22 protein-coding genes are annotated in these 24,528 nt (G+C 71.4%); 9 read left to right on the top strand and 13 right to left on the bottom strand.

What is annotated here, in order from left to right:
• The first annotated feature begins 37 nt into the window (after window positions 1–37).
• The 3 genes from ACZ6RT_RS27245 (at window position 38) to ACZ6RT_RS27235 (ending at window position 3,155) form a co-directional block, all read left to right on the top strand.
• Entirely contained in the window at window positions 38–1,828 is a 1,791-nt protein-coding gene (locus tag ACZ6RT_RS27245) for an alpha/beta hydrolase family protein (protein WP_470156967.1), read from the top strand.
• Between the two features lie 39 nt (window positions 1,829–1,867).
• Entirely contained in the window at window positions 1,868–1,999 is a 132-nt protein-coding gene (locus ACZ6RT_RS27240) for a hypothetical protein (protein WP_470156966.1), read from the top strand.
• A gap of 115 nt (window positions 2,000–2,114) precedes the next feature.
• Window positions 2,115–3,155 (top strand): radical SAM protein, encoded by a 1,041-nt coding sequence (locus ACZ6RT_RS27235; RefSeq protein WP_470156965.1) that lies wholly within the window; start codon window positions 2,115–2,117, stop codon window positions 3,153–3,155.
• Window positions 3,156–3,409: 254 nt separating this feature from the next.
• On the opposite strand, the gene ACZ6RT_RS27230 is transcribed toward ACZ6RT_RS27235, so the two are convergent.
• Window positions 3,410–4,054, bottom strand: a complete 645-nt coding sequence (locus tag ACZ6RT_RS27230) for a TetR family transcriptional regulator (protein WP_470156964.1) — start codon at window positions 4,052–4,054, stop codon at window positions 3,410–3,412.
• Window positions 4,055–4,182: 128 nt separating this feature from the next.
• On the opposite strand from ACZ6RT_RS27230, the gene ACZ6RT_RS27225 reads away from it, so the two are divergent.
• Entirely contained in the window at window positions 4,183–5,118 is a 936-nt protein-coding gene (locus ACZ6RT_RS27225) for an SDR family oxidoreductase (protein ID WP_470156963.1), read from the top strand.
• A gap of 266 nt (window positions 5,119–5,384) precedes the next feature.
• Here ACZ6RT_RS27225 and ACZ6RT_RS27220 read toward each other — a convergent pair whose 3' ends face one another.
• The 3 genes from ACZ6RT_RS27220 to ACZ6RT_RS27210 form a co-directional block, all read right to left on the bottom strand.
• Window positions 5,385–6,572, bottom strand: coding sequence for a ThuA domain-containing protein (locus ACZ6RT_RS27220; protein ID WP_470156962.1), 1,188 nt, complete (start codon window positions 6,570–6,572; stop codon window positions 5,385–5,387).
• On the bottom strand, window positions 6,565–9,489 hold the full coding sequence (locus ACZ6RT_RS27215) for a PQQ-dependent sugar dehydrogenase (RefSeq protein WP_470156961.1): 2,925 nt from the start codon (window positions 9,487–9,489) through the stop codon (window positions 6,565–6,567). The genes ACZ6RT_RS27220 and ACZ6RT_RS27215 overlap by 8 nt, the downstream gene beginning before the upstream one ends.
• A 276-nt stretch (window positions 9,490–9,765) precedes the next feature.
• Window positions 9,766–10,404, bottom strand: coding sequence for an IS3 family transposase (locus ACZ6RT_RS27210; RefSeq protein WP_470157015.1), 639 nt, complete (start codon window positions 10,402–10,404; stop codon window positions 9,766–9,768).
• Window positions 10,405–10,746: 342 nt separating this feature from the next.
• On the opposite strand from ACZ6RT_RS27210, the gene ACZ6RT_RS27205 reads away from it, so the two are divergent.
• Entirely contained in the window at window positions 10,747–11,403 is a 657-nt protein-coding gene (locus ACZ6RT_RS27205; RefSeq protein WP_470156960.1) for an alpha-1,6-glucosidase domain-containing protein, read from the top strand.
• 399 nt (window positions 11,404–11,802) lie between these two features.
• Here ACZ6RT_RS27205 and ACZ6RT_RS27200 read toward each other — a convergent pair whose 3' ends face one another.
• Both ACZ6RT_RS27200 and ACZ6RT_RS27195 read right to left on the bottom strand, forming a co-directional pair.
• Complete coding sequence (locus ACZ6RT_RS27200; protein ID WP_399191464.1) at window positions 11,803–12,582, bottom strand: ABC transporter permease; 780 nt, start codon at window positions 12,580–12,582, stop codon at window positions 11,803–11,805.
• Window positions 12,579–13,523, bottom strand: coding sequence for an ABC transporter ATP-binding protein (locus ACZ6RT_RS27195; protein ID WP_399191462.1), 945 nt, complete (start codon window positions 13,521–13,523; stop codon window positions 12,579–12,581). Before ACZ6RT_RS27195 ends, ACZ6RT_RS27200 begins: the two co-directional genes overlap by 4 nt.
• 110 nt (window positions 13,524–13,633) lie before the next feature.
• On the opposite strand from ACZ6RT_RS27195, the gene ACZ6RT_RS27190 reads away from it, so the two are divergent.
• The 4 genes from ACZ6RT_RS27190 to ACZ6RT_RS27175 all read left to right on the top strand — a co-directional run bounded on the left by ACZ6RT_RS27190 (window position 13,634) and on the right by ACZ6RT_RS27175 (window position 18,705).
• Entirely contained in the window at window positions 13,634–14,743 is a 1,110-nt protein-coding gene (locus tag ACZ6RT_RS27190; RefSeq protein ID WP_470156959.1) for a sensor histidine kinase, read from the top strand.
• Window positions 14,740–15,390, top strand: a complete 651-nt coding sequence (locus tag ACZ6RT_RS27185) for a response regulator (RefSeq protein ID WP_399191458.1) — start codon at window positions 14,740–14,742, stop codon at window positions 15,388–15,390. The genes ACZ6RT_RS27190 and ACZ6RT_RS27185 overlap by 4 nt, the downstream gene beginning before the upstream one ends.
• 778 nt (window positions 15,391–16,168) lie before the next feature.
• The gene (locus ACZ6RT_RS27180; RefSeq protein WP_470156958.1) at window positions 16,169–16,849 is read left to right on the top strand and encodes an RICIN domain-containing protein; all 681 of its coding nucleotides are present in this window, start codon (window positions 16,169–16,171) and stop codon (window positions 16,847–16,849) included.
• A gap of 377 nt (window positions 16,850–17,226) precedes the next feature.
• Complete coding sequence (locus tag ACZ6RT_RS27175; RefSeq protein WP_470156957.1) at window positions 17,227–18,705, top strand: glycoside hydrolase family 76 protein; 1,479 nt, start codon at window positions 17,227–17,229, stop codon at window positions 18,703–18,705.
• Window positions 18,706–18,747: 42 nt separating this feature from the next.
• Here the strand turns inward: ACZ6RT_RS27175 and ACZ6RT_RS27170 are convergent, their stop codons facing one another.
• The 7 genes from ACZ6RT_RS27170 to ACZ6RT_RS27140 all read right to left on the bottom strand — a co-directional run bounded on the left by ACZ6RT_RS27170 (window position 18,748) and on the right by ACZ6RT_RS27140 (window position 24,481).
• On the bottom strand, window positions 18,748–19,791 hold the full coding sequence (locus tag ACZ6RT_RS27170) for a LacI family DNA-binding transcriptional regulator (RefSeq protein ID WP_470156956.1): 1,044 nt from the start codon (window positions 19,789–19,791) through the stop codon (window positions 18,748–18,750).
• A gap of 117 nt (window positions 19,792–19,908) precedes the next feature.
• Window positions 19,909–20,982 (bottom strand): NAD(P)-dependent alcohol dehydrogenase, encoded by a 1,074-nt coding sequence (locus ACZ6RT_RS27165; RefSeq protein ID WP_470156955.1) that lies wholly within the window; start codon window positions 20,980–20,982, stop codon window positions 19,909–19,911.
• 313 nt (window positions 20,983–21,295) lie between these two features.
• Window positions 21,296–21,520: a helix-turn-helix transcriptional regulator gene (locus ACZ6RT_RS27160; RefSeq protein ID WP_470156954.1), complete on the bottom strand. Its 225-nt coding sequence runs from the start codon at window positions 21,518–21,520 to the stop codon at window positions 21,296–21,298.
• Between the two features lie 2 nt (window positions 21,521–21,522).
• Window positions 21,523–21,942, bottom strand: coding sequence for a hypothetical protein (locus ACZ6RT_RS27155; protein WP_399191444.1), 420 nt, complete (start codon window positions 21,940–21,942; stop codon window positions 21,523–21,525).
• Between the two features lie 286 nt (window positions 21,943–22,228).
• Window positions 22,229–23,056 carry an alpha/beta fold hydrolase gene (locus ACZ6RT_RS27150; RefSeq protein WP_470156953.1) on the bottom strand — a complete coding sequence of 276 codons (828 nt, stop codon included), beginning with the start codon at window positions 23,054–23,056 and terminating at the stop codon, window positions 22,229–22,231.
• A 19-nt stretch (window positions 23,057–23,075) separates the two neighbouring features.
• Window positions 23,076–23,645, bottom strand: a complete 570-nt coding sequence (locus tag ACZ6RT_RS27145) for a DJ-1/PfpI family protein (RefSeq protein WP_399191440.1) — start codon at window positions 23,643–23,645, stop codon at window positions 23,076–23,078.
• A gap of 92 nt (window positions 23,646–23,737) precedes the next feature.
• Complete coding sequence (locus ACZ6RT_RS27140; protein WP_399191438.1) at window positions 23,738–24,481, bottom strand: GntR family transcriptional regulator; 744 nt, start codon at window positions 24,479–24,481, stop codon at window positions 23,738–23,740.
• Window positions 24,482–24,528: the final 47 nt, after the last annotated feature.

Here is a 24,528-nt window from a genome sequence, read left to right as displayed (position 1 = left end):
GGGTTCGTCCGTTGACGAAAACCGGATGGAGGGGATCGTGGTGAATGTGGTGCCGGGCGACCCGGTTCGTCGAGTCGGCCTCCGATTTTCCGCGCGGGGGGAACACGCCGCCTGCCTGGTCGTCGACGGGGACGGCCGGACCGCCATCGAGGCGTGGTCGTTCGAGCGGGGGCACGCGGACGTCCGGCGGATCGGCACGGCGGCCGCCGTCGTGGTACCGGCGCAGGTGATTCCGGCGGAGGACGGAAGGATCGTCCTGCTACGGCCTGGATCCGGCACCCATGAGGTGACCGTCATGACCCCGTCCGGTTCCGGCGGCCATGTCGAGCATCGGGTGGCCACCGTGCGAGCCGAGGGGTTGCGCGCCTTTGCGAGCCCCGATCCCGCCGTGCCGGCCATGCTGGTGTCCTGCACGGACGGCCGCACGGTCGTCCAGCGGCTCACCGACGAGGGCCTCGAACCGGTCGCGGGCCTACCGGGGATGATCACGAAGGAGTGCCGTCTCACGCCCGACGGCCGTCGGCTCGCGGCCAATCACATCGTGGACGGCGAACGCCGAGCCGTCGTACTGGATCTGACGAACGACGCCGTGACACCGTTCGCCCACGACGCAGGCGCGGTCCTGCTGTCGTCCCCCGCGACGGGGGAGGTGCTGGTCGCGGTCGACACCCCGGACGGCGTGAAGCTGGGCTGGCTCACCCCCGGTGACGCGCATGCTCACCTGCCGGGCGAGCTGAACGACATCGAGGGGGTCGTGCTGCCGTTGGCCGTCGACCCGGCCGGGGACCGGCTCGCGCTGAAGGTCACCGACGGGGCGCGTTCCGGCCTGCTGATCCACGAGCGGCGCACCGGCAAGGTGCGCGAGCAGCCGATTCCGCCAGGGGTGATCGGGTTCGCGAGCGCCTGGACCGAGGGCGCGCTGCGCTTCGGCCACTCCGCCCCCGCGCATCCTTGCGGAGTGCTCGCCGTCGACCCGTCCGGCACCGGCGCGGAGTGGGTGGAGGGACACGACACGCCGGACACCCCGCCCTGGTGCGATGCCCGGCTCGAGCGCTTCGACGGGCCCGCCGCGCCGATGGAGGCCGTCGTCTACGGTCCGGACTGGCGGCGGACCGAACATGTGCTCGTCGCGTTGCACGGCGGCCCCGAAGCCGCCTGGGACCTGAGCTTCGACCCCACCCTCCAGCGTTTCGCCCAGGCGGGAATCAGTGTGATCGCGCCCAACCAGCGCGGGAGCACCGGTTACGGGGCCGCGCATCGAGCCGCCATCGTGGATCGGTGGGGCGGCCCCGATCTGGCCGACATCCGCCACCTCCTCGCCGTCGTCGACACGGCGCGCCACCACCCGCGGCAGTCGGCGCCCATGCTGTTCGGCGCGTCGTACGGCGCGTTCCTGGCCCTGCTGGCAGCCGCCGCGGACCCACCGATGTGGTCGAGGTGCGTGGCGGTCGGCCCCTTCCTGTCCGGCCCCCGGCTGTACGCCGACGGCTCGCCCGCGGTGCGGTCGCTCCTCGAGCGGCTGGGCGGTCGTACCGACCTCGACGACGACCTCGGCCCACGAGACCTGCTCCGCCTGTGCCCCCGGATCCAGGCGCCCCTGATGGTCGTCCACGGCGAGCAGGACGACGTCGTCCCCGTGGAGCACTCGCGCGCCCTGGCCAGGAGGCTGGCGGCGGACCGCAGGTTCGTCTACCGGGAGGTAGCGGGCGGGGGGCACTACCCGTTGAGCGGCCGGGGCGGCAGGGCGCTGCTCGACGAGGTCGTGGACTTCCTGCTCGGCCCCGTGAGGGACGACCTCGCGCTCGCCACGCGGGCAGCCCCGGCATGACCCGGCATGACCCGGCATGACCCGGCATGAGGACGATCCTTGTCGGCCTTCGCCCGCCGCCCCGGCACCACCCTCGTCGTCGCCCACCGGAGCGGCCCGGCGCGCCGGGCCGGACGCATCCCGCTGTTCGACGGCACCGCACGAGGATCGGCACCCACGGCGAACCGGTGAGGAACTCCCGCTCCACGCCGGCCCGGCCGGTCATCGGAAAACCCGCGGGGGCAGGGCGCCTCGGTAGCACGCACACCCGGCGATCACAACGACCGCAGTTCGAAGGAGACACGAAATGACACGTCACGAGGGGCCGGACGAGGTGATCTGGGACATCACCTACGCATGCCCGCTCCGGTGCGTTCACTGCTATTCGGAGTCGGGCAGGCGGCCCGCACGACGACTGAGCGAGGGCGGCATGCTGCGCGTCGCCGAGGCCATCGCCGCCATGCGGCCGCAAGGGGTCGCGATCGCCGGAGGTGAGCCGCTGCTGATCCCGAACCTGATCCAGGTCATCGAACGCATGGCCGGCGCCGGCCTGAAAGTCGCCGTCTACACCAGCGGCTGGCTGATGGATCACGACACCGCCCGGAAGCTGGCCGACGTCTGCGACAAGGTCGTGGTCAGCGTGGACGGTGCGACCCCCGAGGTGCACGACCGCATTCGCGGCAGGCGAGGCTCGTTCTCCCGCGCGATGCGGGCGCTGACGATTCTCGACGAGGTCAGCGCGGAGCGGAGGTCCGGCGGGCGACCGCCCCTCGACTTCGGCATCGACTGCATCCTGCTGCAGAGCAACTTCCAGCACATGGAGCTGTTCTGCGAGGCCGTCGCGTCCCGGTTCGGCCATCTTCGGTTCATCGCCTTCGGGGCGGCCGTACCGGGGGGATTGGCAAGCCGCCCACGATTCGACGAGCACGAGCTGCTCACCGAGGAACAGATCGACCGGCTGAACGACCCGGACCACGCCCGGCGGCTGCGAGCCCTCGCACCTGCCTCGGTGATGGTGGGCACGACCGACAACCGTATCCTGCAGATGCACCCCGAACTGATCGCCCGCGGCATCGTCTTCAATGTCCTGCAGATCGAGCCGGACGGAGAGGTACGGGCGATGCCCATCTACGAGGGAACGGTGGGAAACATCCTCGCCGATCCCCCCGACGTGCTGTGGAAGCGCGCGAAGGCGCGATGGAGCGACCCCTTCGTCACGAACGCCTTGGGCCCGGTCAAGACCATGAAGCAGTGGGCCGAGGCGGCACGCCTCATCGACCGGCGCTTCGGCTCCACCGTCGTCCGCGAACGAATCGGCCGCCGCCCCGAATTCCCCCTGCCGAGCTAGCGGCTGCGCCCTCGCGCAGTGCCGCGAGGGCCATCTCGCCGGTGTCGAACATGGTCAGGACATGGTCAGGACATGGTCAGGACGATGATCCGCGCCGACGTCCCTGGCTCGCGCAGCCTGCGGGTGGCGGTCGGCCCGTCCGTCCGGGGCATCCCCGGTCGGCCGCGCCCGTCCAGGCGGTGCCCGCGATCAAGCCGCCGGCTTCGGGCAAGGACCCCGCGGCGCGCCGAACTCCCTGCGGCAGACCGCCGTCATCACCGGCGTCGAACCGGACCACCGCACTCGGCGGTGCGGCTGCCGGATCCCGTCCTTTTGCCGGTCACCGCCTTGAGGCCTGCGAACGACTCTCCGATGAAGTGGGACAGGTCCTTCTTCCCGGTCTTCCCGGTCTGCTCGGTCTGCTCGGCCTGCTCGGTCCAGCGCCGGAAAGCGACCTTGAAGACGGCGATGCCCGTCTCCGCGACGAGGCTCGCGGAGACGTCGTCCACCCCCCGCCGCCGCAACGCTTCGGCGAGTGCGTCCGACAGGGAGGCGAGTTTGATCAGCTCGCGTTCCTGCAGCTCGGGGGTGGCGGCGATGACGGCCTGGCGTCGGCGGACCTGCTCCTGGCGTTCCTGCATCGGGACCGCGGCGGCCCGGAAGGCCGCCTCCACCACCTCTATCAGAGGGGTGGGCTCGGGAGCCCGTACGGCCGCGTCCTCGAGAAGCTCCCGCAGCGCGCTCGAACCCGCGAACAGCACTTCGCGCTTGTCGGTGTAGTGGCGGAAGAACGTCCGTTCCGTCAGCCCCGCCCGTTCGGCGATGTCCGCCACCGAGGTCCGTTCGAAGCCGCGCTCGAGGTAGAGCTCCAGCGCCGCCTGTTCGAGTCGGCCGCGTGCGTTCGGCTCCCATCGCCCCATGTCCGGCATCGTACCTGATGACAGTGGCTGACATCGGGTGCTACCGTGCGATGACAGTTACTGACATCACTTGATCGTCCCCGTACCGTCGGTACGGGGACGATCACCCCTCGACCGGAGGCTCACTCATGCGCGTTCTCGTCACCGGGGCATCGGGATGGATCGGCTCCGTCCTCACTCCCGAACTCATCGACGCGGGTCACCAGGTCGTCGGGCTTGCCCGCTCCGGCACCTCGGCCGCCGCCCTCGCCAGGGCCGGGGCCGAGGTGGTCCGCGGCACGCTCGACGACCTCGGCATCCTGCGCGACGCCGCCGCCGCGTCGGACGGCGTGGTCCACCTCGCGTTCGACCACGACATCGCCTTTCGGGGAGACTTCCAGAGTGCCGCCGACGTCGACCGCCGCGCCGTCGAGACATTGGGGGAGTCGCTCGCCGGCTCCACCCGGCCGTTCGTGCTCGCCTCCGGGCTGCTCGGGCTCACCCCGGGCCGTGTGAGCACCGAAGAGGACGGGCGCACGTTCGACCCGCCGCCCGCACACGTGGCCGACGGCCCGGAGACCCGCAGGGGCACCGCACGCCTGACCCTCGGCCTCGCCGACCGGAACATCCGCTCCTGTGTCGTGCGGCTCCCGCCGACCGTGCACGGGGAGGGAGACCATGGGTTCGTGGCGGCCCTGGTCGGCATCGCCCGCGACAAGGGCGTCTCCGGCTATATCGGCGACGGTTCCCAACGCTGGCCGACCGTGCACCGGATCGACGCCGCGCACCTTTTCCGGCTCGCCCTGGAGGGCGCACCGGCCGGATCGGTCCTGCACGCGGTCGCCGACCAGGGCGTGCCGATCCGCTCGATCGCCGAGCTCATCGGCCGTCGTCTCGACCTGCCGACCCGCTCCGTCTCCGCCGACGACGCCACCGGGCACTTCGGCTGGCCGGCGTCGGTCCTCGCCGTCGACAACCCCGCCTCCAGCGAATCGACCCGCGAACTGCTGGGATGGCACCCGACCCGGCCCGGCCTGATCGAGGACCTGGAGGAGGGCCACTACTTCCGGCCCGCGCAGCCGTAGCCGGCCCGGTGAACGGGGCCGACCGGCCTGGTGAGCCATGGGTGGCGGCGTGCAGTACACCGGTCGGCACTCGCGGCACTCGCGGCACTCGCGGCACACAGCCACTCTGCCGTGGAAAGTCGTGCGGCAGCAGCCTCGAACCCCGGGCCGCGCCCGCGAGGCGACCGCCGGGAAACGCCGGGAATCCCGGCCCGGCGCACCGGACCGGGATTCTCGTCACCGGAAACCTCGAAACCGCCGGGGCCCGCTGTCGCGGCCCCGGCGGTCTATCTGCCGTAGACCTCCAGTTCCCACAGGGAGTAGCCGTACGCGGTCGCGCGCTGGGTGCCGTACACCCGCACGTACCTGGCACCGGTCACGGTGAAGGTCGCCTCGTCCACGCCGCCGTCACCGGCGGTCGTGGCGTGCGCCTGCGTCCAGGTCGTTCCGTCGGCCGAGGTCTCGATCCGGTACGCCCTGCCGTAGGCCGCCTCCCACTGCAGCTTCACCCGGCTGACCTGCCGGGCGGACCCCAGGTCCACCGAGATCCACTGCGGGTCGGAGAACGCCGACGACCAGCGCGTGCCGCCGTTGCCGTCCACCGCGTTGCTCCCGACGAACGCCCCGTTCTCCGTGGAGGAGGTCGTGACCGGACGCCCGGACGACAGCAGCACGCCCCCCGGGCTCGGCGTGGGGGTGGGCGTCGGGGTCGGGGTCGGCGTGGTCCCGCACTCGCCCGGGACGACCCCGGCCGCGTAGCGGAGCCCGCCGTACAGGTGCGCGCGGAAGTTCGGCTCGGTGTAGGACGCGCTGGTGTGGCCGAGACCGGTGTACCAGGACCGTCCGCCCTGGTAGGCCTTGCACCAGGAGATCGGGTGGTCGGCCCCCATCGACCCGCCGGAGTAGGTCGACTCGTCCAGCGTGGCGAGCACGTGGGCGGTGGAACGGGGGTTGGTGCGGTAGTTGTACAGCTCGTCGGTGCGCACCCAGGTCGCCGGGAGGTGGGCCGTCGAGGGGTGCGTGCGGTCCTCCACCCGTACGGTCGCCTGCTGGATGGCGGGGTGGGAGGCGAAGTAGGCGCCGACGAGGCCGCCGTAGAAGGGCCAGTCGTACTCGGTGTCGGCGGCGGCGTGGACGCCCACGTATCCGCCCCCGCCCGTGATGTAGGACTCGAACGCCGTCTGCTGTGTGGCGTTGAGCACGTCGCCGGTGGTCAGCAGGAAGACGACCGCCCGGTACTGGGCGAGGTTGGCGGTGGTGAAGGCGCCGGCGTCCTCGGTGGCGTCGACGGTGAAGCCGTTCTCAGTCGCCAGCCCGCGCAACGCGGTGATGCCCGCGGGGATGGCGTCGTGCCGGAACCCGGCCGTCTTGGAGAAGACCAGCACCTTGTACGCCGGATCGGCCGCCAGGGCCGGAGCACCCAGCCCGATCATGGCGACGAACAACGCGGTGACGACCGCGATGACATTACGCACCGTAGACCTCCATCTCCCACAGGGAGTAGCCGTACGCGGTCGCGCGCTGGGTGCCGTACACCCGCACGTATCTGGCACTGGTCGCGGTGAAGGTCGCCTCGTCCACGCCGCCGTCACCGGCGGTCGTGGCGTGCGCCTGCGTCCAGGTCGTTCCGTCGGTCGAGGTCTCGATCCGGTACGCCCTGCCGTACGCGGCCTCCCACTGCAGCTTCACCCGGCTGACCTGCCTGGCCGACCCCAGGTCCACCGAGATCCACTGCGGGTCGGAGAAGGCCGACGACCAGCGGGTGCCGAGGTTGCCGTCCACCGCGTTGGAGCCCGCGGAGGCGGCGTTCTCGGTCGAGGACACGGTGACCGGGCGCCCTGCCGACAGCAGCGTGCCCGTGGGCGGGCCCCCGGTGGTCAGGGTGAAGTCGTCCACGTCGAACAACGCCCCCGTCCCCCCGGCGAAGACCAGGAAGAGCCTGGTGGTCCCGGCCGGGGCGTTCGTCAGGGTGGTGGAGACGTCGACGAACGTCTCCCACCCGCCGGTCGGCGCCACGGTGGCGGTGCCCAGCAGGGTCCCGGTGGCCGAACCCGCCCTGACCTGGATCGTCCCGCCGACCCCGCCGGAGGAGACCCTGGCGGTGAGCCTGGTGACGCCGCTCAGGACGTAGGGGTCGAAGGAGATCCAGTCGCCGTTCTCGATGCTGCCGACGGTCTTGGCTCCGTGCGCGGCCGGCTTGTCGTACTGGGCGACGCCCTGGGAGGTGGTGTAGTGCTCGGCCTGCCGGTTCTTCGGCTGGGTGACGTGCTGGGCGTGGGTGGTGAGCCCGCCCGCGTCGGTGTACTCGGCGTCCCAGACCCCGAACAGGTTGGCGGCCCCGTCGTGCTCGCCGTTACCGGGCGTCTGGATCGTGCCCGAGCAACCGTTGGCGCCGGCGAGCGGGTGGCCGTGGGTGTCGTGACCGAGGATGTAGGTCATCTTCACCTTCGCGCAGTCGATCGTCGTGTCCTCCGCGTCGGTGACCGTGATCCGGTACGGCACGGCGTCGCCGAAACCGAACACCTGCCCGTTGAGCGGGAGGTCGATCCTCACGACGGGCGCGGTGTTGCCGACGTTGATCTCGACGTTGGCCGTCGCGGTGTTGCCGGCGCCGTCCCTGACGGTCAGCGTGACGATCCGCCTGCCGTCGGTGGTGTAGGTGTGGGTGGGATTGGCCGCGGTGGAGGTGCCGCCGTCGCCGAACGCCCAGGAGTAGGTGAGCGCGTCGCCGTCCGGGTCGGAGCTGCCCGCCGAGGAGAACGCCACGGTCAGCGGCGCCTTCCCGGAGACCTTGTCCGCGCTGGCCTTGGCGATGGGCGCGCGCCCGCCGGTCCCGATGTGCTCGATGCGGTACAGCGCCGAGTCCTGGTTGCCGTTGAACCAGCCCGTGCCGTAGTCGAGCACGTACAGCGCGCCGTCGGGGCCGAACGCCATGTCCATCACCAGCTTGCCCGACCAGGGGAAGGGCTGGATGGTGCCCCGGGTGCCGTTCGCGTTGACCTCGATGTCCTTGATCCACTGACGCTGGAGCTCACCGGCGAGGAAGTGCCCGTCGAGCGACTGCGGGAACTTGACCGGCGAGTTCAGCGCGGCGGAGTAGCGGTAGACGACGCCGCCCATCGGCGACTCCGCGCCGCAGCCGAACTCCGGCAGGCTGCAGCCGTCGTAGGTGATCCAGGCGGGCTTGGCCGCGGGCAGCTTGACCAGGCCGGTGTTCTTGCGCGAGGTGTTCTCCGGGCCGCCCGCGCAGTCGTACTTCGCGCCGATCGTCGCGGTGTCGTAGTTGTAACGGGCGTAGGTCTCGGCCGGGGTGTTGTTGCCGGTGCAGTACGGCCAGCCGAAGAAGCCCGGCCCGGTGATCCGGTTGAACTCGACCTGGCCGCCGGGCCCGCGGGGACCGGCGGTGCCGGCGTCGGGGCCGTAGTCGCCGAGGTAGACGACGCCGGTGGCCTTGTCGACGCTCATGCGGAACGGGTTGCGGAAGCCCATCGCGTAGATCTCCGGGCGGGTGTTCGCGGTTCCCGGCGCGAACATGTTCCCGGCCGGGATCGAGTACGACCCGTCGGCGTTGACCTTGATGCGGAGCACCTTGCCGCGCAGGTCGTTGGTGTTGGCGGCGCCGCGCTGGGCGTCGAGCGCGGGGTTGCGGTTCGGCCTGTCGTCCAGGGGGGCGTAGCCGTCGTTGAACCCGGGCTCGCTGTCGTCGCCGGTGGTCAGGTAGAGGTTGCCCGCGGCGTCGAAGTCGATGTCGCCGCCGACGTGGCAGCAGGCGCCGCGGCTGGCCCTGACCTCCAGCACGCTCTTCTCGCTCGCGAGGTCGAGCGTGCCGTCGGTGTTCAGCCTGAAACGCGAGAGCCGGTTGACGCCGTCGAACCGCGCGAACTCCGCCGCGGTGCCGTCGGGCGGGGAACCGTGCGGCGGCGTGGACAGCGGCGGCGCGTAGTAGAGGTAGACGAACCGGTTCGTGGCGAAGCCGGGGTCGACGCCGACGCCCTGCATGCCCTCCTCATCGTTGAAGTAGACGGAGAGCTTGCCCGACACCTTGGTGTTCCCGGCGGCGTCGGTGATCCGGACCGTGCCGTCACGGGCGGTGTGCAGGACGGAGCGGTCGGGCAGCACCGCCATCGTCATGGGCTCTCCCACCTCGGCGACCCCCTTGGCCAGCGTGACCTGCTGGAACTTGGTGGGGTCGACGGGCGGGGCGGCGACACTCGCCGAAGCGGCGGCCGGCGCCGCGGCGGCGGTCGTGGTGTCGGCCGCGATCACGGTGGCGGCGGTCGCAGTGGTGGCGGTCACGGCGGGCGTCGTCGCGGTGGCCGGGAGCGGGTACAGGAGCGCGGACAGGGTGAGGAGAGCGGTCAGGGGGGGTAACCATCGGCGGAGCGAGGCCATGGGCGAGACTCCAGGTCTCTGTGGGGGGTGGACCGGTGGTCAGGGTCTCGGGGCGGGGGGTTCGGGGTCTCTGGAGGGGGACACCGAGGAAAAGCTGAGGGAGCGCTCTCCCAACCCGAGATTGCTCTTGCTCGACAATCCTTGTCAAGAGGCTGTTTAACCTGGCGGAAACAGCCCGCACACCCCCGGCGAACATCGACGTGCTCCGGGGAACGCTCCCCGTTCCTCCTGTTGTACCGTGCCGGTGCCCTCTGAGCTGGTCGAACCGGCGGCTTTTCAGGAGAGCGTTTTCCGCGTCATATCCGGTCGGCCGTCGAGATGAGCCCGTTCCGTGGCGCTCCGTCGCCGACAGGAAAGGTGAACGCAACCGTCCTTTGACAGGGAGCGCTCTCTTCGTGATCGCCGATCCGGCGGCGTCCGGCACGCCGGCGTGGTCCCCTCAGGCACCGGGCAGACCCACTTCGAGCCCGAACCCCGCCCGGGCACCGGGCCGACCTCTCCGCTCAGGTCCTCCGCTCCCGAACGTGGCCCCCGCCCGAAGTGGGTCTGCCCGGTGAACGGCTCTGTCTCGTATTCGGCTCTGGCCCGCTTTCGGCGGTGACCGAGCGTGGCATAGGCGATGAGGATGCGCTCAGGACGAATCAGCCGGTCAGGACGGTGTCGTGGCGTGGTCCGGCGAGCAGGTTCACGGGCGACCGCGTGGCCTCGCAGGCGTCCGTCGGTGATCGTGGTCTGCTGCCGGTGGCGCCGGGGACGGCCCTGCGACCCGGCCGCCTTCATCAGCCGCGCCACCCGGCGCCGACCACGACCGGCCCCTTCCCGATGCAAGACGGCATGGTTCCGCGGAACGCCATAGGTGCCGCGCGAGCGCCGATGAACCTCGGCGGTGCCGGCGGGCCCGGTGTCCTTGAGCAGGAACCCCGCCGAGCCCTCCTGATCATTCGCAGGGTGCGATCGTCACCACCTGGGCCAAGCAGTACAGGATCGACGGATTCCGGTTCGACCTGATGGGCCTGGACTCCAAGCAGACCATGCTCGACGTCCAGGCGGCCCTGGCCGGGCTCACCCCCCGGCGCGACGGCGTCGACGGAAAGAACGTCTACCTGTACGGCGAAGGCTGGAATTACGGGGTCGTCGCGAACAACGCCCGCTTCGTCCAGGCCACCCAGCCCAACATGGCCGGAACCGGCATCGGCACCTTCAACGACCGGCTCCGCGACGCCGTCCGCGGCGGCAAGCCCGACGACCCCCACCCCCATGAGGGTCCGGGGACGTCTCCAGGCGCTGGCCCTGGCCACCACCGCCCTGCCCCAGGGGCCGGGCCTCGTCCAGGCCGGCTCCGACCTGTTGCGCTCCAAGTCCCTGGACGACAACTCCTACTACAGCGGTGACTGGTTCAACGCCGTCCACTGGGACTGCGCCGACGGCAACGGCTTCGGCCGCGGCCTGCCCCTGGCCGAGAGCAACCGGGACACCTGGCCCCTGGCCAGGCCCCTGCTGGCCGATCCGGCCCTGGTCCCGGGCTGCCGGACCATCGCCGACACCGCCGACGCCTACCGGCGGTTCCTGGACATCAAACGCTCCAGCCCGCTGTTCTCCCTCACCACCCGCGCGGACGTCCAGAAAGGCCTCACCTTCCCCCTGTCGGGTATCGCGGGGGAGATCCCCGGCGTCATCACCCAGCACCTCGACGGCACCGGCCTCAGGGGCGCCGGCAGGTCCGTCACCGTCATCTGCAACGCCACCGAGCAGGCCCGCTCCCAGCCCCTCACCGACCTGGCCGGCACCCGCCAGGGTCTCCACCCCGCCCAGAGGAACGGAACCGATCCCACCGTCAAACGGTCCGCCTACGACCCCGCGACCGGAACCTTCACCGTCCCGGCGCACACCGTGGCCGTCTTCGTCCAGAGATGACCTCCACGGGCGACCTCGGCGGCGCCGAGCCCCGACGCTCGGCGCCGCTCGGGCCCGCCGCCTCGGACGCCGGCTCGCGGTGATCGTCGAAGGCGGCTCCCAGGTCAGGGGCCGTGCCGTTCCTGACGTCCTTCCGCTTAGCCGGGGTCGGCGCAGAGCTGGGAGGTCAAGGTGGTGCGGGCCCACTCTTCCCACGTGTCCGGTGACCAGTCGCGGTCGCGGACTGAGCTTGCCCCGCTTTGGCGGACACCTTCGGTGTGGTGGTCAGGCCACGCAAGCGGCCACGCAAGCGGCCTCGCAGGCGGCACTTCACCTCGCAGCCATCCTCAACCGGACGCGACGCTGAACACGATGGGCCGACATCCTCAAGCCGGCGGGTCGATGAGGAGCCGGTTCCGTTCAAGGAGACAGAGCCTGGTCCCAGCGGAAGAACACGGCCGCGACGACGCCGCCGAACACGACGGCGGCGGCGAGTCCGATCAGGTTGGAGGCCTCGATGGGGGCGCCGATCCAGGCGGCCGACAGGGCCTGGCTCCCGGCGCCGAACGGCAGCCACCGTCCGATCGCCGTGATCGCCTCCGGGAGGCTGTCGAGCCCGCCGAACATGCCGCCGGTGGCGCCCAGGACGAAGAAGACGCTCAGGCCGATCGCCACGGAGGAGTTCGGGGTGGGCGACAGTGCGGCGACGATCAGGCCCACGGCGTACATGGCGGCCACCGTCAGCGCCAGCACGCCGAGCGCCGCGCCGACGCGCACCGGGGGATTGGCGTCGAACGCCAGCACGGCCAGGATCCAGGCGGCCGTGACGCCGACGGCGATCTGCAGCACGCCGGCGGCCGCCTGGGCGATGAGGACCAGCGCGGGCGAGACGGGCGTCACCCCGAGCCGCCGCAGGATGCCGCTGCGGCGGTAGTAGGCCAGGAAGCTCGGCATGTTGACGATGCCGGTCGTGGCCACGACCATCGTGAACACCAGCGGCAGCACGTGGACGTCGAACGCCGTGCGGCCGTGCGCGATCGTCTCCCGGCCGGCGGAGGAGGCGCTCATCACCAGGATGAGCATGGGCAGGCCGATCGGCACGATCAGCCCGGCGGTGTCGCGGGCGACCATCTTGAGCTCGCAGATCAGCAGCGCGGCCCAGGCTCGCGGGCCGGGGCGGTGGACGGCGACGTCCGTCATCGGATCTTCTCCCCCTCGGTGTCGAGCCGGTGCCCGGTCAGGACGACGAAGGCGTCGTCCAGGCCGGCCTGTTCGCTGCGCGTCCCGGTCGCCACGACGCCGGCGCGCACGAGTGCGACGCTGACGGCCTGGATGAGGTCACCGCGGCCTTCGACGACGACGCGGTCGCCGTCGGCGCGCACCCGTTCGACCTCGTCAAGTCCTTCCAGCAGCCCGCTCGGCACGGGCGTGGCCGCGCGGAAGGTGACCTTCTGGGCGAACCCGGCCCTTCGCACGAGTCCGGAGGGTGAGTCAAGGGCGATGATCCGTCCCTCGTCGAGCAGCGCGACCCGGTCGCACAATCGTTCGATCTCCTCCATGGCGTGGCTGACGAGCAGGACGGTCACGCCGGACTCGCGCAGTCGTTCGAGGGTCGACCACATCTGGCGGCGCGCCTCGGGATCGAGCCCGGTGGTGAGCTCGTCGAGGATCACCACCCGGGGCCGCCCGACGAGGGCGAGCGCGATCGACAGCCGTTGCTGCTGGCCGCCGGAGAGGTTCTCGAAGCGGGTGCGGTGAGAAGCGGTCAGGCCGACCGACTCGATCAGCTCGCCGGTCGGCAGCGGGTCTCGGTAGAAGGTTCCGTACAGGCGGACCAACTCGGTGACCGTGAGCGCGGAGTGCAGGGCGGCCTCCTGCAGCTGGACCCCGAGGACCTGGCGCAGCCGGGCCCGGTCGCGCCGGGTGTCCAGGCCGAGCACGCGGACGGTGCCGCGGTCGGGCCGCCTGAGCCCGGCGACCAGCTCGACGGTGGTCGTCTTTCCGGCTCCGTTGCGTCCCAGAATGCCGAAGATCTCGCCGACGGCGACCGAGAAGCCGACGTCCTCGACGGCGACCTTGGAACGGTAGCGCTTGTGCAGACGGTCCGCCTCGACGGCGGGAGATGACGTTGTCGCATGCATGCCGTCGACGTTAGGAAGGGCGGACCCGTGGCGCCTGTGCCGATGGTCAGTATCGGCACCCATGACTTTCGGCACCTCGGCGCGGATGCGAGCGTCAGTAGAGTATCGGTATGCGGCGAATCGAGCCGGACGTGTGGGCGGGGCTGGCGATACTGCTGGTGTGCCTCGCGGTGGGCGCCCCGATACTGCTCGGCGCGGCCGGGACACAGGTGCCCCGGCCGGTGTGGGGTGTGCTGTTCGTGGCGCTGCTGGCCGCCTCGCTGGTCGCGGCGGCCTGGGAGGATCGTCGGCCCAGGCGGGCGTGGGCCTGCTACGGCGCGGCCGTCGTGCTGGGGTGGCTGACGATCCTGGCGGCGCCCGGCGCCGGGTGGCTGCCGATCCTGCTGGTCTTCACCGCGGCCTTGAGCGCGTACGTCGCGCCGCCGTGGGCGGGCCCGGTGGTGGTCGTGCTCAACACCGTCGTCATCGCCGTGACCGTGGGCCTCACCGGCGCCACCTCCAGTCAGATCGGCCTCAGCGCGCTGCTGTACCTGCTGATCCAGGTCGCGACACTGCTGAGCTCGCTGGCGACCATCCGGGAGCAGCGGATGCGCCACGAGCTGGGCGAGGCGCATCTGGAGCTGCGGGCGGCGAGCGTCATCCTGGCCGACACCGCACGCGCCCACGAACGCCTGCGCATCGCCCGCGAACTGCACGACCTGATGGGACACCAGCTCACGGCGCTCACCCTGGAGCTGGAGGTCGCCCGGCACCGCGACGGCCCCGGCGCGCGCGTGCACATCGAGCGCGCCGACCGGGTGGCTCGGGACATGCTCCGCGACGTGCGCACGACCGTCGGGCAGCTGCGCGCCGACGCGCCCGACCTGCGTGAGTCCCTGGCCGCCGTGGTGCGCGACATCCCCGGCCTCGACGTCGGCGTGTGGATCGACGACGACGTACGCCCCACCGAGGAGGTGACCATGACGCTCATCCGCGTCGTCCAGGAGATCGTCACCAACACCATCCGGCACGCGAACGCGACCTCGCTGCGCATCCGGATCGAGAGCACCCCGGACCGGGTCGTGAAGCTCACCTCCGTCGACGACGGGCGTGGCAGCCCTCAGCTGCGGCCGGGCAACGGGCTGCGCGGCATGAGGGAGCGGATCGACGCGATCGGCGGCGACGTACGGCTCGACGGCAGCGACGGTTTCCGCGTCACGGCCAGGGTGCCCGCGCGGTGATCCGGGTGATCGTGGTCGACGACCAGACCCTGGTACGACAGGGCATCCGCGGCCTGCTCGACCTGACCGACGACATCGAGGTGGTGGGGGAGTCCGACGACGGCATGTCCGCGCTGGCGGCGATCGAGGAGCACGCCCCCGACGTCGTCCTGCTCGACCTGCGCATGCCCCGCCACGATGGGATCTGGGTGCTCAGGGCGTTGCAGGGGCGCGCGGACGGCTCGCCGCCGGTGCTCGTGCTGACCACGTTCGACAACGACACCCTGGTGCTGGACGCGATGCGGGCGGGGGCGTGCGGCTACCTGCTGAAGGACGTGACGCTCGAACGGCTGACCCGGGCCATCCGCGTACTGGCCGACGGAGGGACGCTGATCTCGCCGTCGATCACCGATCGGCTGCTGCGCGCGGTGCACCGCCGCCGGTCGGCGGACGACGACGGCCTGCCGGCGGTCCAGCAGCTCACCGAACGGGAGGTGGAGGTGCTGCGGCTCGTCGCGGAGGGTTACAGCAACCGCGAGATCGCCCAGGCTCTGTTCCTGGCCGAAGGCACGGTGAAGAACCACGTCTCGACCCTGCTGCTCAAACTCGGGGCGCGCGACCGGACCAACGCGGTGCTGCGCGCCCTGCACGCCAGCATCCTCGACTGATGGTCGGTGGGCGTCCGGTCTGATCCGGCGCTGACGGCATTCTGCCGCCGTTCCACCGCGGAGCGGCACGTCTCGACGCCGCGGGAGTCGGTGATCGAGATGGGCACAGCGCGGCGGCGGACACCGGGTCGGTGGGAGCCGGGATCGCCCCGAGGAGCAGTGACTCGATCCAGCCCGGCCCGACGAGGCAGTGCGCCGTCAGGGCGCGGTTCTCGCAGATCGGACGGCTCACGGGTTCACGACTTCTTGCAGCGATGGGCAAGGCCTTGCGTTCGAAGGCGGCCGGCCGACGCGGGCGACTGCGGCGGCCGCCCGGGACTTCTCGCGGTCCGAGCAGGGCAGGCGGGCGCGAGCGATCCGGTGGGAGGTGCCGGACGGGCTCGTGCCCGCAGCGGTCTGTCGTGATCCGGCCGACGACCGGCCGGTGACCGTACGGACCGCAATGAAATCGACGTGACGGTGTAACGTTCCAGCACGGCGTCGCTGCAACGGTTTCTTCGTCGTTTCCCCAGGTCGACGGGGTGGTCGGCTGTTCGAAGAACGGTCAAACCGCAGAATGTGACATCGTTGACGTATCGGTGAACATCATCTTTTATTACGGTTACCGCACCCCCCTATTCGGACTGATTCCCCCCGGTCTGGTCCGATCTCCGGAGTCACCATGAAGGCTCGATGGCGATCGCTTCCAGCGATCCCCGTACTTCTGCTCCCAAGCCTCGCGTTCGCGGTCGGCATCGCCACTCCCGCGGCGGCCGCACCGGTGGCCGATCCTGCGGCCATGGTCGACCCGCTGCTCGGCACCTCTCACGAGGGCGACACCTTCCCCGGCGCCGACGCGCCGTTCGGCATGGTGCAGTGGAGTCCCGACACGCCGTCGCGGCCTCCGGGCGGCAACTACGTCTACGGCGACGGCACCATCACCGGCTTCAGCCTGACCCATCTGTCCCGGTCGGGCTGCAACGCGATGGCCGACATCCCCATCATGCCGACCACCGGCGCGGTCAACGGCGCCGCGACGTCGAGCTTCTCCCACAGCGCGGAGTCGGCCGGTGCCGGCGCGTACACGGTGACGCTCGGCAACGGCGTCGAGACCGAGCTCACGACCACGACGCGCTCCGGCATGGCCCGCTTCACGTTCCCTTCGACGAACCGGGCCGACCTGCTGTTCAAACTGGGCTCCGGCGCCACGAGCACCACCGACCTGAACTTCACCGCGGTGAGCGGCACCGAGGTCCGGGGCTCGATCACGTCCGGGCACTTCTGCGCCTCCAGCCCGACGTGCACCCTCTACTTCAACATGGTCTTCGACCGGCCGTTCGCCTCCGGCGGCTCGTTCGTCAACCCGCAGTCCGGGCGGTGCCTCGACGTCACGAACGGCGCCGACACCGACGGCACCCGGCTGCAACTGCGGGACTGCAACGGCTCACCGGCCCAACGCTGGACGCTGCCGTCCGCGTGAACGGGTCGCGCCGACGACGACCGGCGCCGGCCCGTTCCGATGATCCGGTGGGCGGCTCTGGTGGCCCCCCGTACCAGAGCCGCCCACCGCCCACCCTCGATCGCTCCTCGCGAGCGTTCCGGCGGCGTCGAAAGAGAAATCGATGTTCCCGGCGCAGCCCAGGCTCACCGACGGCGCGAGCCGTTCCGGATCCGCCGCCGACTGCCGGGCCCGGAACGGCGTACACGAAGAGAACGGGAATTCGCGGCGCCCCTCACCTCGACGCCGGCGCCACGCCGGTCCGACCGTCCGCCCCCGATGAGAACGGGACTCGGCGCCTTCGGTGCACCGGGCCCCGGCACCACCTCACCACTTTCGCCACAGTGAATCGAGGAACCATGATGAAGTCCCTGCGCGGGCTGGCGGTCCTGGCCGCCGTGACCGTCGTGACGGCGGCCGCACCGGTCGTCACCGGCCCGGCCCGGGCCGTGACCGACACCGGTGCGCGAGCCGGTGCGCGTGCCGCCGCGACGATCTGCAACCGCCACTGCGACGGGCGCGATCCGGCGCTCTCCCCCTCCGACCGGCAGCCGGTCTCCAGCACCCTGTACGGGCGGCGCTTCGCCGTGCACGTCAACGACACCGACTCGATGGCCTGGGCCACCGTCGACGGCGGCAGCGCCACGGACGAGGTGTGGCTGGACCGCTCGTTCGACGGCGGCCGCACCTGGGCCGACAGCCGCCTGGGCTTCACCGTCATCCCGGCCGGGGCCTCCGGCACGCGTACCGCCATGTTCAACGTCGACGACTGGGCCGGCCAGGGCGTCGGCGCCCTGCGCGCCTGCGGCAAGGCGGGCAACCGGCCCGAGATCACCTGCACGGCGTGGACGCGCAGCACCTGGAACGCCGGTGACCGGCGCACCGCGGCGGCCACCGCGCTGATGATGCGCTACGACCGCGCCACCGGCCTGTTCGACGGCAACGGGTGGTGGACCGGCGCCAACGCGCTCACCGCGCTCATCGAGAACATCCAGCGCAGCGGCATGGGCAGCTACCGCTACGCGATCGCGGGCACCTACGACAAGAACGTCAACGCCCACCAGGGGCAGTTCCGCAACGAGTACCTCGACGACACCGGCTGGTGGGGCCTGGCCTGGGTGGCCGCCTACGACGTCACCGGCGACGGCCGCTACCTCAACACCGCCCGCGCCGACGCCGACCACATGCACGCCTACTGGGACGGCCGCTGCGGCGGCGGGGTGTGGTGGAAGACCGACCGGGCCCAGAAGAACGCCATCGAGAACAGCCTCTACATCCAGCTCAACGCCGAGCTGTCCCAGCGCATCCCCGGCGACACCGTCTACCGCGGCCGGGCCCAGGCCGCCTGGAACTGGTTCCAGAACACCGGCATGGTCAACGGCTCGAACCTGGTCAACGACGGCATCGACCTGAGCACCTGCCGCAACAACGGGGACACCACCTGGACCTACAACCAGGGCGTGCTGATCAACGCGCTGGTGGAGCTCAACAGGCTCACCGGGGACGCGAACGCCCTGGCCACGGCCCGCCGGATCGGGGACGCGCTGACCGCCAGTGGCTACCTCAGCCCCGGCGGCATCCTGCGCGAACCCAACGAGAGCGACACCTGCGGCGGTGACGGGGCGTCGTTCAAGGGCGCGGCGATCCGCGGCCTCGGCGCCCTGAACAGGGTCACCGGCGGCGCCTACGACGCCTACCTCAAGCGCAACGCCGACACAGCCCATGCCCGCAACCGCGACAGCCTCGACGGCTACGGCAGCCACTGGGCCGGCCCGCTCACGCCCACCAACCACAGCTGCCAGCACAGCGCGCTCGACCTGCTCAACGCCGCACCCTGACGCCGCCCCAGGTCGAGACACGGGAGGCGGCGCCGCGGGCGATCAGCCGCCGATGCCGTGCGGCGGCGGACGCTCACTCGAGTCACGGATGAGCAGGCGGGTCGACAGCACCACGTGCCGAGCCGATTCGCAGGCGTCACCGAAGAGCTGGTCGAGCAGCAGCCGCGCCGCCCACCGCCCCATCTCCTCGGGGTCATGCGTGACCACGCTGACCCCGAGGAGGTCACCCAGGTCCAGCTCGTCGAAGCCGATCAACGCCGGTGGCGCCGCGTGCCCGCGCAGGGCACGCAGCGCACCGGTGGTGATCCGGTTGTTCAGGGTGAACAGCGCGGTCGGTGCCGGGGTCCGGCCCAGCAGGTGCCTCACCGCCCGTTCGGCGGCGGCCACGTCGTGCGCGTCCTCCAGGAGGTAGTCGGCCCAGTCGGTGATTCCGGCCGCCTCCACCGCCTCGGTGAACCCGGCGATCCGGTCACGATGGGTGAACAACCGGGACAGGTCCCCGACCACGCCGATGCGCCGGTGCCCGGCCGCGACCAGATGTCTCGCCGCCTGCCGGGCGCCGGCGCGGTTGTCGAGCAGCACCGCGTCGGCGGACAGCCCGGCCGGCGGGCGGTCGACGAAGACGAACGGGATGCCGTGTATCCGCTCACCGGCGAGGTGGTCGTGCCTGGCCATGGTCGAGGCGATCACCAGGGCTCGGACACGACGTTCCAGCAGTGTGTCGGTGAGCTGTCGTTCCCATTCGGGGTTCTCTTCGGTACTGGCGGTGATGAGCTGCAGGCCGTTCATCCGCAGTTCCCGCTCCAGCCCGCTGGCCAGCCGCGAGTAGAACGGGTTGGCCAGGTCGCCGCTGATCAGGCCGACGAGCGTGGAGGCCCTGGCGCCGCGACGGAGATCACGAGCGACCCCGCTGGGCCGGTAACCGAGCCGGTCTGCGGCCTCGTGCACCCGCCGGCGGGTCTTGGCCGCCACATATCCCTCACCGCTCAACGCCCTCGACGCCGTTTTCGCCGACACTCCCGACAGCGCGGCCACCTGGGCCAAGCTGGGGCGGCCACCCCCTGAGGTCGGCAGATCAGCTGTCATACGACGGATTATGGCATCGCCGTCGGAACCCGTCGGCGGTCGTTCGCCGTGCGTCTCCCGCCCCCGGCTGAAGATCGGCCAGGTCGGCCTTCCGAGGCGATCAGGCGCGTAAAGCCCTCAGACGATGATGGCGATCTTGCCGGTGGGCCGGCCGGTTCTGAGGTAGTCGATGGCCTCGGGGGTCCGGGCGAGGGGGTAGGTGCGGTCGAGGACCGGGGTGACGGCGCCGGAGTCGATGAGGTCGGCCAGGGTACGCAGGTCGGCGGCGGGCTCGGTGGACATGAGGCCGGTCAGGCGCTGGCCGACGAAGGGTGACAGCAGCATCGCCCGGATCTGGCGGTCGGCGCCCTGGAGCACGCGTCCGCTTCCGGGCCCGCCGACGATGACGAGCGTGCCGCGGGGGGCGAGGGCGCGGCGTATCCGGTTCAGGGAGCGGTTGCCGGCCGTGTCGAGGATGAGGTCGTAGCGGTCGGTGCCGGCGGTGAAGTCCTCGCGGGTGCGGTCGATGACGTGGTCGGCGCCGAGGGAGCGGACCAGGTCGGTCTTGGTGGTACGGCACACGCCGGTGACGTGGGCGCCGTAGGCCTTGGCGAGCTGCACGGCGAAGCTGCCCACGCCGCCGCCTGCGCCGGTGACGAGGACCTTCTGCCCGGCGGTGAGCCCGCCGGCGTCGCGCAGCCCCTGGAGGGCGGCGCAGGCGGAGACGGGCACCGTGGCGGCCTGGGCAAAGGTGAGGGTGGCCGGTTTGGGGGCGAGCCTGTCCTGGTGGGCGCGGGCGTACTCGGCGTACGCGCCGTCGCAGGTGCCGTAGACCTCGTCGCCGGGACGGAACCGGGTGACGTCGGCACCGACGGCCGCGACGCGGCCGGCGACGTCCATGCCCGGGACGGGGTTCTTGGGACGGCGCAATCCGAAACCGGCGGCGCGCACCAGGTAGGGCAGGCCGGTGACGACGTGCCACACCCCCTGGTCGACGCCCGCGGCCTCGACGCGGACGAGCACGTCGTCGGCGCCGATGCTCGGGACGGCCATGTCGCGCAGCCGGAGCCGCGCCGGTTCGCAGTAGGCGTCGCGGGCGATCGCGATCATCGTCGTCGTCATGGTCGTCTCGATCCTGGTCGGAGTGCTCGTGCGGGTGGTCGCCGGGACGGTGGCCGGGACGGTGGCCGGGGTGATCTTCGGGGTGGTCATGGGGAGGGGTCCTCTCGGGTGAGGTGGGGCCGTGCCCGGCTCTCGCGCCGGTGCACTGGGGCCGGGTCGGTCCGGGGGAGCAGAGGGTCACGGTGGCGGTCTCGCGGTCAGGGTCACGCGGCGGCGACGGCGGCGGCGGGACGGTCGCGCTGCGGTGCCTTGACGCCCTTCACGAGCAGCCGGAGGATCATCGACACCTCCGTGACGGTGGCCGGGGTGACGGCAGAGGGGCTCAGCCAGGTGGCATCGCCAACCCGATCACGGCGGTGACGAGGTCGGCGTGGGCCGCGACGTCCTTCGCGGTCGAGGGGGGTCAGTCCTCGGAGCCGGAGTACTGGAAGACGTCGTCGAGCGGCACGCCGAAGACGTGGGCTATCTGGAAGGCCATCTCCAGCGACGGCGAGTAGCGGCCCTGCTCGATGGCGATGATGGTCTGCCGGGTCACCCCGACACGGTCGGCCAGCTGCGCCTGCGTCATCTCGCCGTTCGCGAACCGCAGGGCCCGGATCGAGTTCGTGACCTTCGTGGGTTTGACCATGACTAGAAGCCCCGGCGGTACAAGACGATCTTCGTGATCGACGAGGCGAGCATGGCCAGGACGAACGCCAGGTACAGCGCGTTGGCGATCCAGAAGTGGGCGGCCTCCGCCATGGCCAGGGCGAGCGGGACCGTCGCGGCGATGCTCATGACGTAGAACCCGACGTACTCGCCCAGCCGGTGGATCTGCCGGTCGCGCTCGTCGGTCCGGCCGGCCTCCCTCGGCGAGACGACGGCGGCCGCGATGCCGGCGGCGATGCCCAGGCCGATCCCGGCGCCGATGGCGATGAGCATCGGCCGCACGTAGGCGATCCGCGCGACGTCCGCGCCCGGCACCTTCGACATGACGGTGACGAAGTAGACCGCGGCGACACCGGCGCCGACCACGAGGTAGATCCACGAACGTTTCTCTTCGGAGGACATGCCCTGCTCCCATGTAAAAAAACTTTGACATCATCAATGTAAAGCAAAGCGGACATGACGTCAAAAGTTTTTTACCAGGGTGCTCCGGCCGCATGCCCCGGACAGGCTGAATCCGGCCGGCCGGACGCCGCTGCCGCCTGCGGACGATCTTCGGCTCGAAGCCGGCGTCCCGGTCCCGCGGCACCGCGATCCCCGCCCCGTCCCGCGTCACCGCGGGCTCCTCCAGGTCCGTCGCTTCGGACGCCCGGATCACGGTGGTCGTCACCGGTGCCTTCTCGGTCAGGAGTCACCCCGTGGTTCGGCGGTCCCGGCCGAGGAAGCACGACAGGAGTCGCCTGAAGTCGTGCGGGTGCTCGAGCGCCGGCACGTGCCCGCACCGGCCGAGCACGTGCAGACGGACATCGGCCAGGTGTTCGAGCAGGGGCAGGGCCGCCGTCCCGAGCGGGGTGACCCGGTCCTCGGCGCCGTGGACGAGCAGCACGGGCGCGCGGATCCCTGCCAGCGTGTGCGCCGAGAGGGCGAGCTCGTCGGCCCAGCGTGCCCTGGGCGGGGGGAACAACGACGCGTATGCGGCGGCCCCCGCTCGCATCGCGGCCGCACGGGCGGCGACGGCCGAATCGGTCACGAGCGACTGGTCGAGGACGAGGCGGCTCAACATGTCCCGTGCCCCGAGCGGGCCGGCGGGGGCGGCCCAGACCGCGTCGAGCTCGGCGGACAGCGGCGCCCCGGGGGCGCCCATCGTCGAGACCGCCACGACACGGGTGACCTGCCGGGGACGCGCGGCCGCCAGCGCCAGCGCCACGGCACCGCCCATGGAGTGGCCCACCACGGCGTAGTGCCCGGCACCCAGAGCGTCCATCAGGCCCGCGGCCTGCTCCGTCCACAGCCGGAGCCCGCCCCTGGAGCCCGCCGGGACCGGTGTACGGCCGAACCCCGCCTGGTCGGGAGCCACCAGGTGCCAGGACGTGCCCAGCGCCTGTGCCGTCGTCGCCCAGGCGCCGGATCCGGTCGTACCGGGTCCGGAGCCGTGCAGCATCAGCACCGCGGGCCCGGTGCCGCTCTCCAGGACGTGGACGGGGGAGCCGTCGACGGTGACGGTCCGAAGTGCCGTCACCGGGACGAGTCCGGTGCGCTCATGACGATGCGGAGCCGACGGACTTCGAGAAGACCTCCATCATCGCCCTGCCGAACTGCGGCATGTCGGGCCAGCCCCGGCAGGAGACGAGGTTGCCGTCCACGACGTCGGGAGCGTCGACGACCGTCGCGCCCGCGTTCTCCATGTCACCGGTGATGGGGGGGAAGCACGCCGTCCTCCGCCCCTTCAGCAGCCCGTACACGGCCGGCACCTGGGCGCCGTGGCACACCAGCGCGATCGGGAGGTTGCGCGCGAAGAAGTGCTCGGTGATGCGCCTGACGTCGGCGTCGACCCGGATCCACTCGGGGGCACGCCCCCCGGGGATGATGAGGGCGTCATAGCGCTCGACGTCGACCTCGGCCCAGGGCACGTCGACCGGCAGCTTCCGGCCGTTCTTCTCCACGTAGGCGTCGGAGCCGGGGTCGAACTCGTGGATGACCAGCTGAACGTCACGCATCGTCCGTGACGAGACGTCGACGTCCCAGCCGCCCTCCTGCACGCGGTAGTAGGGATACATGGTGTCGAGCTCCTCGGCGGCGTCGCCGGTCAGGAGCAGCGCTCTGGGCACCTACGTCTCCTCGCATCTGGGGCGGGTGAGGTGGATCCGATCGGATCCGATCCGATCCGGTTGAGTCAGCATTCCCCGGCCCGGTCCTCCCGTCAAGCCTTTGCCGCCATTCCGTCCGCGCCCTCGGCCTGGTCGAACAGCCGCCGGAACCGCTCGCCGGACAGCAGGATGTGCCGGCGCATGGCGTAGGCGGCGGCGTCGGGGTCACGCCTGGCGATCGCGGCCAGGACCTCCTCGTGCTCGGCCATGGCCAGGTGGGTGACCTGGGTGTCGTGCAGAAGCCGGAACAGGTGCACGTGGGTGTGCAGGCGGGCGAGCGCCTCGCGGATCACCTGGTTCCCCGCGCTGAAGGCGACGAGATCGTGAAAGGCGGCGTCGCGCAGCCCGAAGGCTCCATAGGCCATGATCCCGTCGCCCCCCTCCAGCTCCGCCATCTCCTCCAGCATCCGCCGCAGACCGGCCACCTGCGCCGAGGATGCGCGTTCGGCGGATCTGCGCGCCGCCGCCGGCTCCAGGAGCAGGCGGATCTCCAGCATGTCCTCGAATCGGTCACGGGTGATCTGGGGGGGAATGCGATAGCCGGCATGGGGCACGCGCACGACCAGGCCCTCGGCCTCCATGCGGTTCAGGGCGTCCCGGATCGGCGTCTGCGAGACCCCCAGCTCCCGCGCCAGGACGTCGATCGTGACGCGGGAGCCGGGCTCGATCCGTAGCGACATGAGCTGTCCGAGCAGCGTGTCGTACACCTCGTCGGCAAGCCGGCCGCGAGATCTTCCCGGCGGCGTCCCGTCCGTCGTGGCCCCACGGCGTCGCGCGATCATCGCTTCGTCGTCCATCGTGACGTGAGGTCCTTTCCTGCGCCTTCGGGAATGTGCCGGCATCG

The sequence above is a fragment of the Streptosporangium sp. NPDC050148 genome, assembly GCF_055586505.1.
The sequence above is the reverse complement of the archived record's forward strand: the minus strand, read 5'-3'. Positions and strand labels throughout refer to the sequence as shown.